Annotated in this window: 13 protein-coding genes; all 13 read right to left on the bottom strand. The window is 32.0% G+C overall.

The features are described 5' to 3' along the window. Positions 1–106: 106 nt before the first annotated feature. Positions 107–616, bottom strand: a complete 510-nt coding sequence (locus tag B2X73_RS06925; RefSeq protein ID WP_312027047.1) for a class I SAM-dependent methyltransferase — start codon at positions 614–616, stop codon at positions 107–109. A 360-nt stretch (positions 617–976) separates the two neighbouring features. Next, positions 977–1981 carry an FAD:protein FMN transferase gene (locus B2X73_RS06920; protein ID WP_219033868.1) on the bottom strand — a complete coding sequence of 335 codons (1005 nt, stop codon included), beginning with the start codon at positions 1979–1981 and terminating at the stop codon, positions 977–979. Between the two features lie 128 nt (positions 1982–2109). Continuing rightward, a complete protein-coding gene (locus B2X73_RS06915; protein WP_286495328.1) occupies positions 2110–4299 on the bottom strand; it encodes a PepSY domain-containing protein in 2190 nt (729 codons plus the stop codon). Position 4300: 1 nt separating this feature from the next. After that, complete coding sequence (locus tag B2X73_RS06910; protein ID WP_125349871.1) at positions 4301–4792, bottom strand: DUF2271 domain-containing protein; 492 nt, start codon at positions 4790–4792, stop codon at positions 4301–4303. 8 nt (positions 4793–4800) lie between these two features. Further along, positions 4801–6264 (bottom strand): ankyrin repeat domain-containing protein, encoded by a 1464-nt coding sequence (locus B2X73_RS06905; RefSeq protein ID WP_286495326.1) that lies wholly within the window; start codon positions 6262–6264, stop codon positions 4801–4803. A gap of 178 nt (positions 6265–6442) precedes the next feature. Continuing rightward, positions 6443–7054 (bottom strand): bifunctional phosphoribosyl-AMP cyclohydrolase/phosphoribosyl-ATP diphosphatase HisIE, encoded by a 612-nt coding sequence (hisIE, locus tag B2X73_RS06900; RefSeq protein ID WP_219033866.1) that lies wholly within the window; start codon positions 7052–7054, stop codon positions 6443–6445. Continuing rightward, positions 7051–7803: an imidazole glycerol phosphate synthase subunit HisF gene (hisF, locus tag B2X73_RS06895; protein ID WP_219033865.1), complete on the bottom strand. Its 753-nt coding sequence runs from the start codon at positions 7801–7803 to the stop codon at positions 7051–7053. Before hisF ends, hisIE begins: the two co-directional genes overlap by 4 nt. A gap of 1 nt (position 7804) precedes the next feature. Next, positions 7805–8518, bottom strand: a complete 714-nt coding sequence (hisA, locus tag B2X73_RS06890; RefSeq protein WP_219033864.1) for a 1-(5-phosphoribosyl)-5-[(5-phosphoribosylamino)methylideneamino]imidazole-4-carboxamide isomerase — start codon at positions 8516–8518, stop codon at positions 7805–7807. A 75-nt stretch (positions 8519–8593) separates the two neighbouring features. Further along, positions 8594–11713 carry a S41 family peptidase gene (locus B2X73_RS06885; protein ID WP_286495324.1) on the bottom strand — a complete coding sequence of 1040 codons (3120 nt, stop codon included), beginning with the start codon at positions 11711–11713 and terminating at the stop codon, positions 8594–8596. A gap of 19 nt (positions 11714–11732) precedes the next feature. Further along, complete coding sequence (hisH, locus tag B2X73_RS06880; protein ID WP_286495322.1) at positions 11733–12311, bottom strand: imidazole glycerol phosphate synthase subunit HisH; 579 nt, start codon at positions 12309–12311, stop codon at positions 11733–11735. Between the two features lie 61 nt (positions 12312–12372). Further along, the gene (gene hisB / locus B2X73_RS06875; RefSeq protein WP_286495321.1) at positions 12373–13506 is read right to left on the bottom strand and encodes a bifunctional histidinol-phosphatase/imidazoleglycerol-phosphate dehydratase HisB; all 1134 of its coding nucleotides are present in this window, start codon (positions 13504–13506) and stop codon (positions 12373–12375) included. A gap of 84 nt (positions 13507–13590) precedes the next feature. After that, the gene (gene hisC / locus B2X73_RS06870) at positions 13591–14637 is read right to left on the bottom strand and encodes a histidinol-phosphate transaminase (RefSeq protein ID WP_219033862.1); all 1047 of its coding nucleotides are present in this window, start codon (positions 14635–14637) and stop codon (positions 13591–13593) included. Between the two features lie 14 nt (positions 14638–14651). After that, positions 14652–15938, bottom strand: coding sequence for a histidinol dehydrogenase (gene hisD / locus B2X73_RS06865; RefSeq protein ID WP_286495320.1), 1287 nt, complete (start codon positions 15936–15938; stop codon positions 14652–14654). Positions 15939–15956: the final 18 nt, after the last annotated feature.

Genomic DNA, 15956 nt, shown 5'->3' with positions numbered 1-15956 from the left:
GGAGATGATTTTATATTTTTAGCGTTTGAGCGGGCTATTCGTTACAATCTTTTTTGTAGACACCGCGTCTACAAAAAAGGATTTCCACTACTATCCCTAACGCATTTTATTTTTTGTTGAAACTACAAAAAATAAAGTTCTGAATCGTATCAAATGGCGTTTTATGATCAATTGTAAAACATTCTATTTTCTCAAAATTAGCTTCAAAAGTTGAGGTTAACGACGTTTCATCATTTTGTTTTATTTCCAAACCACTACATTTTAATGGTCCATTTGTCGAAAAAGTTCCAATAACCATTTTTCCTTTTACAGCTTTCGAGACCAAATTTTGGTACTTTTTGATGTCATTTTCTTCTATTAAAAAATGAAAAACTGCTCTATCGTGCCAAATATCGTATTGTTCTGTAGGTTCAAATTCGGTGATATCAGCAACAATCCAAGTTACTTTTTCTGCATTATTTCCTAAACGCTTTTTTGCTCTTTCCAACGCATTTGCAGAAATATCCAAAACAGAAATATTTTCATATCCTTCTTCCAATAAAAAATCGACCAACTTACTATCTCCACCACCAATATCAATAATTTTAGCTGTTTTATCAGCTCCAAAAGAATGAATAAAATTTAAAGAAGTTTCTGGTTTTTCTTGTGTTCAACTCACTTCTTCTGGAGTTTTTACTTCATATATATGTTCCCAATGAGATTTTTTATTGTCGTTCATAGCTTTTGTATTTTGTTTAGGTGCAATTTCGACTTTTTATTTAAAATGAAGCATAACAAAAATTACAGAACTGAGTCTATTTTTTCTATAAAAAACACCTTTTACTAAATATAATGGTTATTATACACTTAAATAATTTAAGCTAAATTATTGATATTGCGAAAGTGCTGTTTTGGATAAATAAAATTGATTCAGAAACTTCTTTGTAAGGAGCATTTTTACGTTGAAACTGCATATCTAAATCACCATTTTTAAGTGTTATTTCTCAAGTTTTCGTTTAATCTTCTTGTAGTTTTTTGAACGAATAATTTTTCCTTTATCTGTAATCAAAAGAGCAGCGTAATCTTTTTGTTGATTGATAAAATTCAATCCTTTTTCTTTTCCTAAAACCATGATAGAAGTGCTAAAACCATTACACATTTCAGCATCCGTCCCAATAACTGTAACCCCTGTTAATCCTGTTGAAGGATAACCAGTTTTGGGATTAATAATGTGTGAATAGCGAACTTCATCAATCAAAATAAATTTTTCGTAATCACCAGAAGTCGTAACAGCAGCATTTTTCATTGAGAGAATATCCAACATTTTATGTCGATTAAATGGATTTGTAATTCCAATTTTCCAAGGTTCTCCATTTGGTTGATTTCCCCAAGTTGTCATATCACCAGAAGCATCAATTATACCCGCTTGTATTCCTAAGTCTTGCATGAAAGTTCGTGCTTTTTGTGCTGCATAACCTTTTCCTGTTGAACCAAAACCGATTTTCATTCCAGCTTTTTTTAAGAATATTGTTGAATTTTCTTCATCTAAAATAATGTTTTGATAACCGATTTTTTCGATGGCTTTTGAAATCTCTTCCTGAGTTGGAATCTTTTCCATTGAACCATCAAATTTCCATATTTTGTCCATTGCCGCAAAGCTAATGTCAAAAGCACCATCGGTTAGTTGCGAAAAATAAATCGCACGCTTTGTTAAGTCAAAAACTTCTCGATCTACTTTTATCGCCTTTATTCCTGCATTTTGATTGACAAGAGAAACTTGCGAAGTTGGTTTCCAGTCAGAAATCAAATTCTCAATTCTAATCATTTCATCAATTGCTTTATTGATGTTTTTTTCAACGGAAATAGAATCGGAATCAACCAATGTAATTTTGAATTTACTTCCCATTAAAATTGTATCTCTAACTCCAACCGTTTGAGCATTCATCGGAGTTAGAACATACAATAGTATAAAAGTGAATATATTTTTTAGAATGAATTTCATTTTGGTTTATTCATTTGTTATTCTGAGTTTATCGAAAAGTATAAAGCTTAAAGATACCTCGACAAGCTCGGTATGACAGGTATTAGGTTATTCTGAACTTGTTTTAGGATTGCATCAAAATTATTTTTCTAGTAACAATCCGTCAAAAATTGCCCATTTGTTTTGAATTCTTCGAATGATTTATTCAAATGTTCTTGACAGATTTGTTCCAAAACTTTCTCTACATCATGTTGCATTGTGAGAGCACCACAAATCATAAGAATTCCACCATTTTGTAATGTTTCAGCAAAGAATTTAGCATCACGATTGACTAAATCCATCACATACTGTTTATTTTCTTCACGAGAAAATGCAATGTGAAATTGACTCAAATGATTCGTAAAAATTTGTTTCGTAGCAAATTCTTGATAAGATTTTGTTGTTTCATTATCATGTCTGAAACCACAGTATAAATGCGTTTCAATATTTTTTGAATTCTCATCAATCATCCCAAGAAAAGGTGCAATTCCTGTTCCGTTTGCAATCATCACAACTTTTGAAGCTTTTGGAAATCTAAAGGCTTTATTTTTTACAATTCGAGCTTTAATCGTAGAATTTTGAACCAAATTATATAAATATTGAGAACCTAATCCAAACTCATGCAATTTTACAATTAACTGTAATTTATTATCTACTTTTCCAACCGAATATAAGCGTTCTTTGTGATCACTTTCGGGATAAATTGCTAATAAATCTCCAGATTTGAATTTCTCTTTTACATCTAAAATAACTTTAAATGTAGCATCTTCTTGTGTGATTTTAGTGGTAGAAATAACCTTAACATTTTTCAGTTCTGGTGCTTTTCCAACATACATCGCAGGCGTTGTTGCTAACGGAATATCTGTCGTTTCTTTGTATGCAATGACCCAATTTGTGAATTCTTCCGGCGATTTATCATTTACTGTTTTCAAATCCAATAATTGAGTAGCCCATTTTTGATCATTCAACCATTTGTCAACTTTAACTGCATAGCCACAATAATCTGAATATGCTCTTGATCCAAATCCTACAACAGAAAATTCGATGGATTGGTTTTGTGGAAATTGTGTGATTAATTGTTCAAATTTCTTAGCATTCGCAGGCGCATCACCAATTCCATAAGTTGAGGTAAAAATGATGAGTTGTTTTGCTTTTGGATAAATTTCATATTGATTCATCTGAGCAATGAATGATTTTTTTCCGTTTGCTAAAAATTGCTCTTGAATTTTTGAAGCAAATCCAACAGTTGCACCATTTTCTGAACCAACTAAAAGGATAATTTCAGCTTCGTTGGCTTTATATTTATTTTTGCCAATTTTCGTTTTTGTACGTTTGAACGTAATTACAAATCCTGACCAAATAAAGAATAAAATGTTAAGCGAAGCAATTCCTAAAATCGCTGCCCAAATAACATTGGTGCGACCTGTATGTAAATCGATATTGAATTTTTCTACAATTGCTGAATAAGGATTCAACGATTCTGAAATAATCGCTCCATTTACTTGATTAACCGAAACCGATTTTTTTCTTAAATGAACGATAAATGGTTCTGCTTCATCATCTGGAATAAAAGGAAATTCAATCTTTTCAACACTACTTAATTTTGTGTTTTTGAAGAATTCAATGTCTTTTAAATCTTTTGGTTGTAAATTTTCTTTGACTTGATGCTCAATTTCTTTTGGTTGACCAACTAAAGGTTCTAATCGCGCTAAGAAAATCAATGTTCCTGTTAATGCAATGATTAAAACTGGAATTAATAACCAACGTCCAGTTACAACATGAAAATATTGTGAAAAGGAGTCTTTGTTAACTTTTATAAAGAAATTTAGAATTCCTTGTTGACGTTTTACGATTAAGATTAATCCACTTATTGAAATTAACATCAATAAAAAAGATACGACACCAACAATTGCTCGTCCTGTTTCTTTTAGAAATAATGAACGGTGCAAGGCTGTGACCCAATTGATGAAATCACTTTTTGGAACAATCTCACCAATCTTTTTTCCTGTTGTAGGATCAATGTAAGATTTGATCGAATTTCCATCTTCGTCCATCGCATCAATTGTCACAAAATCATTGTGATCAACTTTTACTTCTATTATTTCAAAATAATGCTCGCGCAAAGTTGGTAAAACTTGCGCGAGTGTTATGTTATCGAAATTTTCTACTTTGTATGCGGGCGATTTTTCGTTTATTGCATCAACAGCCAAAATTACTCCTGTGATAGATAGAATAACTAAAAATGCTGAAGATAAAATTGCAAGACTCAAATGCGCATATCTCCAAATAGATAATGTCATTTTATTGAACTTTTATAAAACGTACGGCTTTAATATAAACTGAACCTTTGATACCTGCTTTGTTGTCTAAATCCGAAGAATTTAATGCAACTTCAGCATCTTTTGCGACGTATTTTTGAGTTTCTACAGCAGATTCAAAACGTAATTTGTATCCTTTATTCAATTTTGCAGTATCAAACTCGATGACACGTGTCGCTCTCGCTCCTCCAGCAACTGAAGCACCTGTGATTCCGTTTAATTTTTCTTTCTTTTTACTATTGAATTTGTGCCATTCTTTTAACGTGTTATACCACTCGTTATCTGTTCCCAAAACACCTAAAGTTTTTTCGTATTGTCCTTTTGGATTGATTAATGAAATCACTACATAGGCTTCTTTTCCCGTGTAATTATTCATCTGAATCATTGTTTTGTATTTTGTTGTTTGTGCAAAAGTGGCAGTTGCCATTAAGATTACAACTAATCCAACTAATTTTTTGATTAAGTTAAATTTCATCTCCTTCATTATTTTAAAAAGTCAATAGACACATTATTTTTCTTTAAGAATTCGTTTTCTCCAGCCAAATCATAAGCTGTTTCGTCAAATTCTGTTTTAATATCTTTTTTCGCTCCAGCAGCAACCAAAGTTTTTAAGGTTGCATCATCTTTCGCAATCAAAGCTGCTTTGTGTAAAGCTGTATTTCCGTCTTCATCTTGTGTATTAAGATTCACACCTAATTCAATCGCTTTTTTCACCAAATTTACATTTCCTTTATCAACAGCAATGTGTAACAAAGTTGCACCTTTACTTTGAGTAGCTTTAAAATCAACTTTTGCATTTGTTAATAAAGCTTGTTTTTCTGCGAATGATTCATCATTTGGTTTGAAAGAATTGAACCAATAATAAGCCAAATTATTTCCATCTTTATCTACAATATCAGCTTTAGCGCCTTTTTCTAACAATAAAGAAACGATTTGAGATGTTCCAGAAGCAACAGCTTTTGTTAAAGCTGACTCACCATTTTTATTAACCGCATTTACATTGTTTGCTTTTGATAAAAATGTATTGATTAAATCTGTATTTTTTCCTCCAGCAGCAACCATTAATGCAGTGTTTCCTTCTTTATCAGCAATTTTAGCATCAACACCTTTTGATAAGATAAAGTTGATTGTTTCTGAGTTTCCTTTGCGAGATAAAGCGTGTAATAATGTTTGTCCGTCTGGATTTAACGCTTTCGGATTTAATTTATATTTTGTAATTAATTCTTGGAAAACTTCTACGCCATTTTCTTTTGTTCTCGAACCTTGTGTGGCAAAAAATAAAGCTTGATCAGTAGGTTTAATTCCTTTCGCGATTAATTTATCTATGATTGATAAGTTTCCTAATTTTGCAGCATAATCTGCTACAGTACGTCCATTAGCGTCTTTATCACTTAATGATAAACCTTTTGAAATAAAATATTCTGTAACTTTTAAATCATCATCATTCGCAATCGCTTGCATGATTAAGTTTGAACCATCTTCTCCTTTAACTTTTGGATTGGCACCAGCTTTAATCAACGCATCGTATACTGCGATATTCTGATTTCCAGCACTTGCTGCATATGTAATCACATCGTAACCATGGCTATCTTTGTAATGAACATCAGAACCTTTGGCTAATAAATAATTTACTAATTCTAAATTCCCCGCAGCAGCAGCCCATTGAAGATAAATTCTTGAGTGATGCGTTTTTTTATCAACAGAATTTCCTTCTTGTTCAATTAAAAATTTAGTCACATTAAAATCTGCTTTGTTATTAATCGCTATCACAACAGGATCAAAGAAGCCTCCATTTTGAAAAGAAGGACTATTTCCTTTCGAAATTTCAGTTTTTACAGTTTCTATTGTTGGATTATTTTTCCAAAAACCAGCGTCCATCAACGTGTTCGTCTGAGCTTGAATAAATGAAGCGACAAGGATAGCAGCAGAAATGAATAATTTTTTCATATGAATAGAATATATTGTAATAATTATTTAGACTAATTTTAATTTGATTTCAAAAGTATTATTTTTATTTATATTAATTCTAATTAAATCAAATAAATTTGGCTAATTCTGCTAAACATCAGTTTTTTGAAAACAAAAAAGATTGCTAATCTGCAATCTTTTATATTTCTAAACTACTTTATTCAGCTCGTCTTGGACCATTTTCTCTCGATTTCAAAACGTTTTCAACATCTTCCAATTTGAAACCTTTGGCTTTCAATAAAATTAAATAGTGATACAACAAATCCGCCGCTTCATTAATAAATAAATCATCGTTGTTGTCTTTGGATTCAATCACCAATTCAACTGCTTCTTCACCTACTTTTTGTGCAACTTTATTGATTCCTCTTTTGAATAATTTATTGGTATACGAATCTGGATCATTGTCTAAATCAATTCTATCGTTAATGGTTTGTTCCAATTCATATACAAATCCATGATTTGTTTCTTCTTTAAAACAAGTCGTAGAACCCGTATGACAAGTTGGTCCAAAAGGTTTTGCTTTGATTAAAACTGTATCGTTGTCGCAATCAACTGCGATAGATTTTACTTCCAAAAAGTTGCCTGATTCTTCACCTTTTGTCCATAATCTATTTTTTGAACGAGAATAAAAGGTCACTTTTCTAATTTCTTGGGTTTTGTTAAAAGCTTCTTCGTTCATGTAACCTAACATCAGAACCTTGTTGTTAAGATAATTTTGAATAATAACGGGAACTAATCCGTCGTTACTTTTATTGAAATCGATGTTCATCGTATCGGAATATTTTGTTCTTTTAAATAACTTTTAAGTGTTGGAATTGGAATTTCACCAAAGTGAAAAATACTTGCAGCCAATCCACCACTTGCATTTGTTTGGGTAAAAACTTCTGTAAAATGCTCCATTTTTCCTGCTCCACCAGAAGCAATTACTGGAAGATTTACAGCATCAGCAACCGCTTTTGTAATATCAATTTTGAAACCAGCTTTTGTTCCATCGCCATCCATAGACGTTAACAGAATCTCGCCAGCGCCTAATTCTTCTACTTTTTTGACCCAATCTAACGTTTCCCATTCGGTTTCAATTTTTCCACCGCTTACGAAAACTTTTTGTGTTCCATTTACATCGCGAGTATCTACTGCAACGACTACACATTGCGATCCAAATCGAGCTGCTAAATCTGCAATTAATTGAGGATTTTTGACAGCCGAAGAATTAACGGAAACTTTATCTGCACCAGCTTTGATGACCGCCGAAGCATCTTCCACAGAATTAATTCCGCCACCAACTGTAAACGGAATATTAATCGCTGAAGCAATTTTTTCAACCATTTCAGCTAAGGTTTTACGTTTTTCTAAAGTCGCTGTGATATCCAAAAAGACTAATTCATCAGCACCTTCTTCTACATATTTTTTTGCTAATTCCACTGGATCTCCCGCATCGCGTAAGCCCACGAAATTAACACCTTTTACCGTTCGTCCATCTTTGATGTCGAGACATGGTATGATTCTTTTCTTCAGCATATTAGTACAATTGTTTTAAGTCTTTCAACTGAATTCTCCCTTCGTAAATCGCTTTTCCAAGAATTGCTCCTTCACAACCTAATTCTTTTATTTTGATTAGATCATCGATTGAAGAAACGCCACCAGAAGCAATTAATTTGACCTCCGAAGTAGCTAAAATTTCTGCATATAATTCGTTTGAAGCTCCTTCTAACATTCCGTCTTTCGCGATGTCTGTACAAATCACATAATCAATACCTTTGGTTTTATATTCTTGAATAAAATCTATCACATCTAATTCTGACGTTTCTAACCAACCATGTGTTGCTATTTTTCGATCTTTAGCATCCGCGCCTAAAATGATTTTATCGCTTCCATACTGTGAAATCCATTCTTGAAATAATGTTGGATTTTGAACCGCAATACTTCCTCCAGTAATTTGGTTTGCGCCACATTCAAAAGCAATTCTAATATCTTGATCTGCCTTAATTCCACCTCCAAAATCAACTTTTAAATTGGTTTTAGAAGCAATTAATTCTAACGTTTTATAATTAATGATTTCTTTTGATTTAGCTCCATCTAAATCTACCAAGTGCAAATATTCGATACCGTAATCCTCGAATTCTTTTGCAACTTCCAACGGATTTTCGTTGTATATTTTTTTTGTATCATAATCGCCTTGTGACAATCGAACGCATTTTCCGTCGATAATATCTATAGCTGGGATGATTCTCATAACTGTTATGTTAGATTTACTATTTTGGAATTACGATTAAGAAACAATCGTAATTCGTAAATTAACCTTCGTAAATTATTTTAATTCTTTCATGACCTCTTGGATTGCACGTTCCAATTGTGGGTCTTTATTTTCTAATCGATCTAAGAACGTATTTTTAATATAAATGTCAGGTTTAACTCCAGTTTTTTCTAAATTTTGTCCGTCCAAAGTATAAGTTCCCCAACTTGGTAAACGATAAAATGAGCCATCAACTAATCCTTTTCCAGAAGTGAAAATGATCCAACGATACGTTTCTTGCCCGATGATTTTTCCTAATTTCAAGGCTTTGAATCCTGCAGCTGTCATTTCTGCATCGCTCAATGAGTATTCGTTAATTAATAAAACAATTGGTTTTCCTGAAGGAGCAAAATTTGGTTGAACAGTTAATTGTCCTTCACGATATTTCCATTTCAAATAAGGTCTTTGCGATAAAAAGTTCAAAACTTTATCATGTACATTTCCACCTGTATTGAAACGTAAATCTAAAATGACACCATCTTTTCTATTCTCTTGCTCTACCATGTCCAATAAAAACACATCCAATTCAGAAGTAGACATATTTTTCATGTACGAATAAGCAATTCTATCGTTGCTTAATTTTTTTACACGCTGACGATTTTCATAAATCCATTCATCATATAAAAGTGATTTCAATTCGTTATTTGAAATTGGATGAATCTTCGTAGAAATTGTTTTTCCTTTTCGGTCAAATTCAAGAGTTAATTCTTCTAATTTTTTAGGCGTTGTAAAATAAGTTTCACGATTTTGGTTTGGATCGATTTTTTGTCCATTCACACTTACTAAAATATCACCTTCTTGAACATCAACATTTTTAAGGAAAGCAGGAGATTTTCGTAAGATTTTTTCAACTGCAAAAGGTTGATCTTTTTTGAAAATAATTCCTGTTTCGTTGGTGAAATAATTCAATCTTCTACTTTCTTCTTTTCCGAAAGATGAAAAACCTAAATGCGAAGAATTTAATTCACCTAGCATATCATTTAGCAAAATTCTTAAATCATTTCGATTGTTTACATAAGGTAAAAACGTTGCGTATTGTTCTTTTTTTGCTTTCCAATCAATTCCGTGAAAATTCTCATCATAGAAATTTTCTTCTACTCCAGCCCAAGCTTCTTCGTACATTTGATTGAATTCTGAAGCCAAGTTTTTATTGAAATTATATTTAATACTAACTTTTTCAGGATTTGTAGAATTAATACCAAATTTGTAAACAGAATTATCGATTAAAGCGTAAAGATTTTTCTCATTTTTCAAGATAAAATCAGCGCCTTTGTTGAATATTTTGTCTGTTTTATCTTCTTCAAAATCAGCGGTCGTTTTTCTGTATAACTGAAATTTACCATTTTCTTGGTTAGTATTATAGAATAAAAATTGCTTTTTATCATCCGCAAAAACAAAAGGATTTGTCTGATATCCAAAACGGTCTGTTACCAATTCAATTCTTTCTAAGAATCCTTCTGGATTAATAGTTAATGCTTTAAAATCGTTCTTTTCTTCTTTTTTCTCTTTCTTCTCAACCTTTTTTTCTTCTACAAATAAATTATCAAATTTTTCTGATTTATAAGCTTGATCAAACCAATCTAAAGAAGCACGATAAATACTCGATTCTTGCATTCCCAAAGGATAGGAAGGATTTTTTCTGTCGCTTGAAAAATAAATGTATTTTCCGTCTGGTGACCAAGTAGGGTCAGCTTCTGAAACACCAGTATTTGTTAAATTAACCGTTGTATTTTTCTTGATGTTGTGAATAAAAATATCTAACTCGAAATTACGTTTTGCAGAGAATAACACATATTCATCATTTGGAGAAAAAGATGGTTTCGAATTTTGGAAAGCCCAAATTTCATCTTTAACAATTGTTGATGATTTAAGTGATTTCAAATCTAATAATCTTACTTCATCGCGTCCGCTTAAATAAACAGCTTGTGATAAATCGTTGTTGAATGTAATGTCTCGATTATTTCTTAAATCAGAAGTTAATTGTTCAACTTTTCCTTTTCCGTCAGCCGAAATTTTAAACCAATTTTGGTAACCTTTATACGTTTGGTTGAAGATTAAATTTTTGTTGTCTTTTAACCATTTTACTTCTAAAACACGCTCTTTTCCATCAGAAATTTGATTGACAAACTTTCCTTCATTATCCGAAACAAAAATAATTCCTCTGCTTACAAAGGCCATTTTCTTTCCATCAGGAGAAATGTCAAAATAATCGATGTTATTATCAACTTCAAAATTTTGCTCTTTTTCTAAAGATTTATTCGAATTAACATTAATTGTAAGAGGTTTCGACGTTTTAGTTTTTACATCGTAAACAAATAATTGATAATCTTTTTCGAAAACAACTTTTGAACCATCAGCTGAAACAAAAGGTTTTTTAATCGAAGTTTCAAATTTTGTTAACGCTTCTTTTTTACCATTTGCTAATTGATATAAGTTGTATTCGCCATTATTTTCGTCCGAAATAAAATAAATAATTCCGTTTTTATCAACCGTAGGATTAAAATCTTTTCCGTTATAATCGGTATATTGTTTATAACTTTTTGTGGTTGGATTATATCCTAATAAATCTGGATTATTTTCGCCTTTGTATCTTTTTCGTGTAACTTGACTTGCACTTTCAGACGAGTTAGTGAAAATATATTCGCCTTGAGGAGTTTCTACTAAACCATTTGTTGTATTAAAATAATTTGTAAAAAGCGCTTCTGGTGTTTTTCCATCTAAATCAATTTTAAAACTTCCAAATCCATTATTTTGATTTGATGTAAAATAGATCGATTTACTGTCCCAACTCCAACTCTCGACTTCATCTTTGGCTTGATGAAAAGTCAATTGCTTAATTTGTCCACCATTTATAGGCATTATATAAATATCGTAATTTCCATATTGATTAGAGCTGAATGCCAGCCATTTTCCGTCTGGTGAAACACGAGGATTGATTTCTTCTCCTTCTAAAGCTGTTATTCTTGCAGCATTCCCGCCATTTATATCGGTTGACCAGATGTCGCCATCGTAACTAAAATAAACCGTTTTAGCATCAGGACTTAAAGAAGGAGTAGAAGTGAAGTACACTTTTTCTTGAGCAGAAACCTGCGAAATTGCAAAAGCACTAAGTATAGTAAAAACTATTTTTTTCATGTGTGTGAATTTATAATTACTATAAACTTAGAAAGTTTTTTAGTATTTGTTCTCCTATTCTTGCAGATTTCTCTGGGTGAAATTGAGTTGCGTAAAAATTATCTTTATGTAAAGCTGCTGAATATTCTAAAATATAGTCTGTTTTCGCGATCGTATATTCTGAATTTTCGCAATAAAAACTATGTACATAATAAAAGTCGGAGTTCTCTTCTACTTCGTTAAACAAAGGTGTTTTTAAGTCATAAATCGTATTCCAGCCCATGTGAGGAACGATTTCGGTTGATGGAAATAACTTGACTTGAATAGGGAAAATTCCTAAACAATCGGTATTTCCTTCTTCCGAATAAGCGCACATTAATTGTTGTCCCAAGCAAATGCCTAAGGTTGGTTGTTTTAAGTTTTTAATGACTTTATCTAATCCTTTTACTTTTAAATAAGTCATTGCGGAACTTGCTTCTCCAACTCCTGGAAAAATTACTTTGTCAGCATTTTGCAAAGTTTCAAAATCGTCTGTAATTATAGCTTCGAACCCCAAACGAGTTACTGCATTATATACCGATTTTACATTTCCTGCATTGTATTTTACTATTGCTACCATATTCTTTGATTTACGACTTTTGATTTACGATTGATATTAATCTTAAATCTTCATTCGTCAATTATAAAAGTCCTTTTGTTGAGGGTAAAATCATTTTTTCAGGATCGCGTTTTACAGCTACTTTAATGGTTTTTGCAAACGCTTTGAAAATAGCTTCGATTTTGTGGTGCTCGTTTGTTCCTTCCGCTTTGATATTTAAGTTTGCTTTTGCTCCGTCTGTAAATGATTTGAAAAAGTGATAAAACATCTCAGTTGGCATTTGACCAATCATTTCGCGTTTAAAATCAGCTTCCCAAACTAACCAGTTTCTTCCGCCAAAATCAATTGCTGCTTGTGCTAAGCAATCGTCCATCGGTAAAGTAAATCCGTAACGTTCGATACCTAATTTATTTCCTAATGCTTGCGCAAAAACTTCACCTAAAGCAATTGCTGTATCTTCAATCGTGTGGTGTTCGTCCACTTCTAGATCTCCATCCACTTTTATCACTAAATCCATTTGTCCATGACGAGCGATTTGATCTAACATATGATCGAAAAAGTGAATTCCTGTCGAAATATCCGATTTTCCTGTTCCGTCAAGATTTAAATCAATTTTAATCTTTGTTTCATTCGTATTACGAACAATTGAAGCAGTGCGATTTTGAAGTTTTAAGAACTCGTAAATCTCTTTCCATGAAGTTGTTTTTAAAGCAATCGCATCATTTAATCCTTTGTTATCATTGATTTCGTCTGCGCCTAAAGCTTCATCATTCGCGATAAAAATTCCTTTTCCACCAAGATTTTGAGCTAATTTAACATCCGTTATTCGATCACCGATTACAAACGAATTTGTTAAATCATATTCAGGGTTATTGATATACTCTGTTAATAAAGCCGTTCCAGGTTTACGCGTTGGCGCATTTTCATGAGCAAAAGTTTTATCAATGTAAATATCCTCGAATTTCACGCCTTCATTTTCGAATGCTTTCACTACGAAATTTTGTATTGGCCAAAATAATTCCTCAGGATTAGAAGGCGTTCCTAAACCATCTTGGTTGGTCACCATAACTAATTCGTAGTCCAATTCTTTTGCAATTTTACCTAAATAAGTAAAGGCTTCTGGATAGAATTCTAATTTGGAAAAGCTGTCAACTTGGTAGTCAGCTGGCTCTAAAATCATTGTTCCATCACGATCTATGAATAGTATTTTTTTCATTTTAGTTGTTTTTGATGTCATTCCGATGTTAGGAGGAATCTCAGAGATTTCTCATTTCACTGTCGTTTCATTCGAAATGACAAATTATATTATTTTAAGTGTTTGTATTAATTTCTGATTTTCAACTTCCGTTCCAACTGTAATACGTAAACAATTTTCGCATAAATCGTCGTTGTTTCTGTTACGAATTACAATTCCTTTTTCGACCAATTGATTGTAACGTTCGTTTGCATTATCAACTTTAATCAAAATGAAATTCGAATCGCTTGGATAGATTTTTTCTACAAATGAGATATCAGTTAAAGCATTTTCTAGAACTTCTTTTTGTTGAATAATCGTATTTGTAATAGCTATCACTTTATCGTAATCGCTTAAAATTTCAATCGCTTTTAATTGTGTTAATTGATTGATGTTATAAGGTGGTTTTATTTTATTTAAAACATCCACAATTTCTTGTGAAGCATACAAAATTCCTAAACGAATTCCTGCTAAACCAACCGCTTTCGACAAAGTTTGGGTAACAATTACGTTTGGATAATTTTTGATTTCTTCTATCCAAGACTGTTCTGTGGCGAAATCGATATAAGCTTCGTCGATAATTATTAAGCCATTGAAACGATTCACAATTTCTAAAATAGTTTCTCTTTTGATGATTTCTCCTGTTGGATTATTAGGAGAGCATAAAAAAATCATTTTTGTATTTTCATCTACTTTTGAGAAAATATCTTCGATGTTTGGTTGAAAATCTTCTTTGTTTAATAACGATTTTCGGTATTCAATAGCATTTAAATTCGCTAAAACACCATACATTCCATAGGAAGGTGAAATCGCAATAACATTATCTTGATTCGGTTCGCAAAATGCTCGGAAAATTAAATCTAACACTTCGTCACTTCCATTTCCTAATAGAATCTGATTTGCAGGAAAGTTTTTGATTTCACTTAAAATCGATTTTACATTACGTTGTAAAGGATCAGGATAACGATTCAATCCATTATTGAAAGGATTTTCGTTCGCATCCAAGAAAACGAAATCGTTATTTATTTCTTGAAATTCGTCACGAGCTGATGAATAAGCTTTCAGCGTTTTTACGTTAGGACGAATGATGTTATTTATGTTGAATGAATTCATGTACGATTTTTGATTTACGATTTTAGATCATTTAGTCTTAAGGTTACTGCATTTTTGTGCGCAAATAACTCTTCGGCTTCAGCCATTAATTCGATTGCTGGACCAATGTTTTGAATTCCTTCTGCTGATAATTTCTGAAACGTGATTTTCTTGATAAAACTATCAAACGAAACTCCTGAATAATTTTTTGCATAACCATTAGTTGGCAAAGTGTGATTGGTTCCTGAAGCATAATCACCAGCCGATTCACACGAATAATTTCCTAAGAAAACTGAACCTACATTAATAATTTTATCGATGTAATTGTCAGCCGTTTCGCAAGCAAAAATTAGATGTTCTGGCGCGTAAATATTCGAGAAATTTACACATTCTTCGATAGAATTTAGAACAATTCCTCTTGAATTTTCTAGAGCTTTAGTTGCTAATTCTTTTCTTGGAAGAACTTCTAATTGAGCATTAATTTCAACAATTGTTTCGTTTAATGTTTGCTCATTCGTTGTTAATAAAATCACTTGCGAATCGATTCCGTGTTCTGCTTGTGACAATAAATCGGCTGCGACATATTTAGGAACTGAAGTTTCATCAGCAATCACCAAAACTTCACTTGGTCCAGCTGGCATATCAATAGCTACACCAAAGTTTTGAGCCACTTGTTTCGCAGCTGTTACATATTGATTTCCCGGTCCAAAAATTCTATCTACTTTTTGGATTGTTTCTGTTCCAAAAGTTAAAGCTCCAATCGCTTGGATTCCGCCAACTTTATATATTTTTTCAATTCCGATTAAGTTTGCAGTATACAAAATTGCTGGGTGAATTTTTCCTTCTTTGTTAGGAGGTGTACATAAAATAATATTTTGGCAACCAGCTAATTTAGCAGGAATTCCTAACATTAATGTCGTAGAAAATAACGGAGCTGTTCCGCCAGGAATATAAATTCCAATATTTTCTATACCGCGAGATTCTCTCCAACAATTTACACCTCTTGTTGTTTCAATAACTTTTATTTCTTCGGGTTGTTCAGCGTGAAACTTCTCAATATTAGAAGCTGCTAATTGAATTGCTTGTTTTAAATCTTCAGAAATTAAAGTTTTTGCTTCTTCAATTTCTTGAGTAGAAACTTCTAAAGAAGTTAACTTAACTTGATCAAATTTTTCTGTAAAATCAATTAATGCTTGATCTTTTTCTTTTTGAATTTTTCCAAAAATATCTAAAACTATTTCTTGTAAATCTTGTGCTTCTTTCGTTGGTCGAGCTGTTAACTTAGACCAGTCTGAAAGTTGAGGTTTGATATATGTTTGCATGTTGTTACGAATTACGAT

Source organism: Empedobacter sp. UBA7252 (assembly GCF_002472765.1).
Lineage (GTDB): Bacteria > Bacteroidota > Bacteroidia > Flavobacteriales > Weeksellaceae > Empedobacter > Empedobacter falsenii_B.
Note: the sequence above shows the minus strand (reverse complement) of the source record. Positions and strands in the feature narration are given on the sequence as shown.

What these genes read in the sequence shown, in the direction of transcription:
- B2X73_RS06915 (WP_286495328.1), bottom strand. Translation starts at nt 4,299, where the DNA reads ATGACATTATCTATTTGGAGATATGCGCATTTGAGTCTTGCAATTTTA.
- hisH (WP_286495322.1), bottom strand. Translation starts at nt 12,311, where the DNA reads ATGGTAGCAATAGTAAAATACAATGCAGGAAATGTAAAATCGGTATAT.
- hisF (WP_219033865.1), bottom strand. Translation starts at nt 7,803, where the DNA reads ATGCTGAAGAAAAGAATCATACCATGTCTCGACATCAAAGATGGACGA.
- hisD (WP_286495320.1), bottom strand. Translation starts at nt 15,938, where the DNA reads ATGCAAACATATATCAAACCTCAACTTTCAGACTGGTCTAAGTTAACA.
- hisC (WP_219033862.1), bottom strand. Translation starts at nt 14,637, where the DNA reads ATGAATTCATTCAACATAAATAACATCATTCGTCCTAACGTAAAAACG.
- hisIE (WP_219033866.1), bottom strand. Translation starts at nt 7,054, where the DNA reads ATGAACATCGATTTCAATAAAAGTAACGACGGATTAGTTCCCGTTATT.
- B2X73_RS06920 (WP_219033868.1), bottom strand. Translation starts at nt 1,981, where the DNA reads ATGAAATTCATTCTAAAAAATATATTCACTTTTATACTATTGTATGTT.
- B2X73_RS06910 (WP_125349871.1), bottom strand. Translation starts at nt 4,792, where the DNA reads ATGAAATTTAACTTAATCAAAAAATTAGTTGGATTAGTTGTAATCTTA.
- B2X73_RS06905 (WP_286495326.1), bottom strand. Translation starts at nt 6,264, where the DNA reads ATGAAAAAATTATTCATTTCTGCTGCTATCCTTGTCGCTTCATTTATT.
- hisB (WP_286495321.1), bottom strand. Translation starts at nt 13,506, where the DNA reads ATGAAAAAAATACTATTCATAGATCGTGATGGAACAATGATTTTAGAG.
- B2X73_RS06885 (WP_286495324.1), bottom strand. Translation starts at nt 11,713, where the DNA reads ATGAAAAAAATAGTTTTTACTATACTTAGTGCTTTTGCAATTTCGCAG.
- hisA (WP_219033864.1), bottom strand. Translation starts at nt 8,518, where the DNA reads ATGAGAATCATCCCAGCTATAGATATTATCGACGGAAAATGCGTTCGA.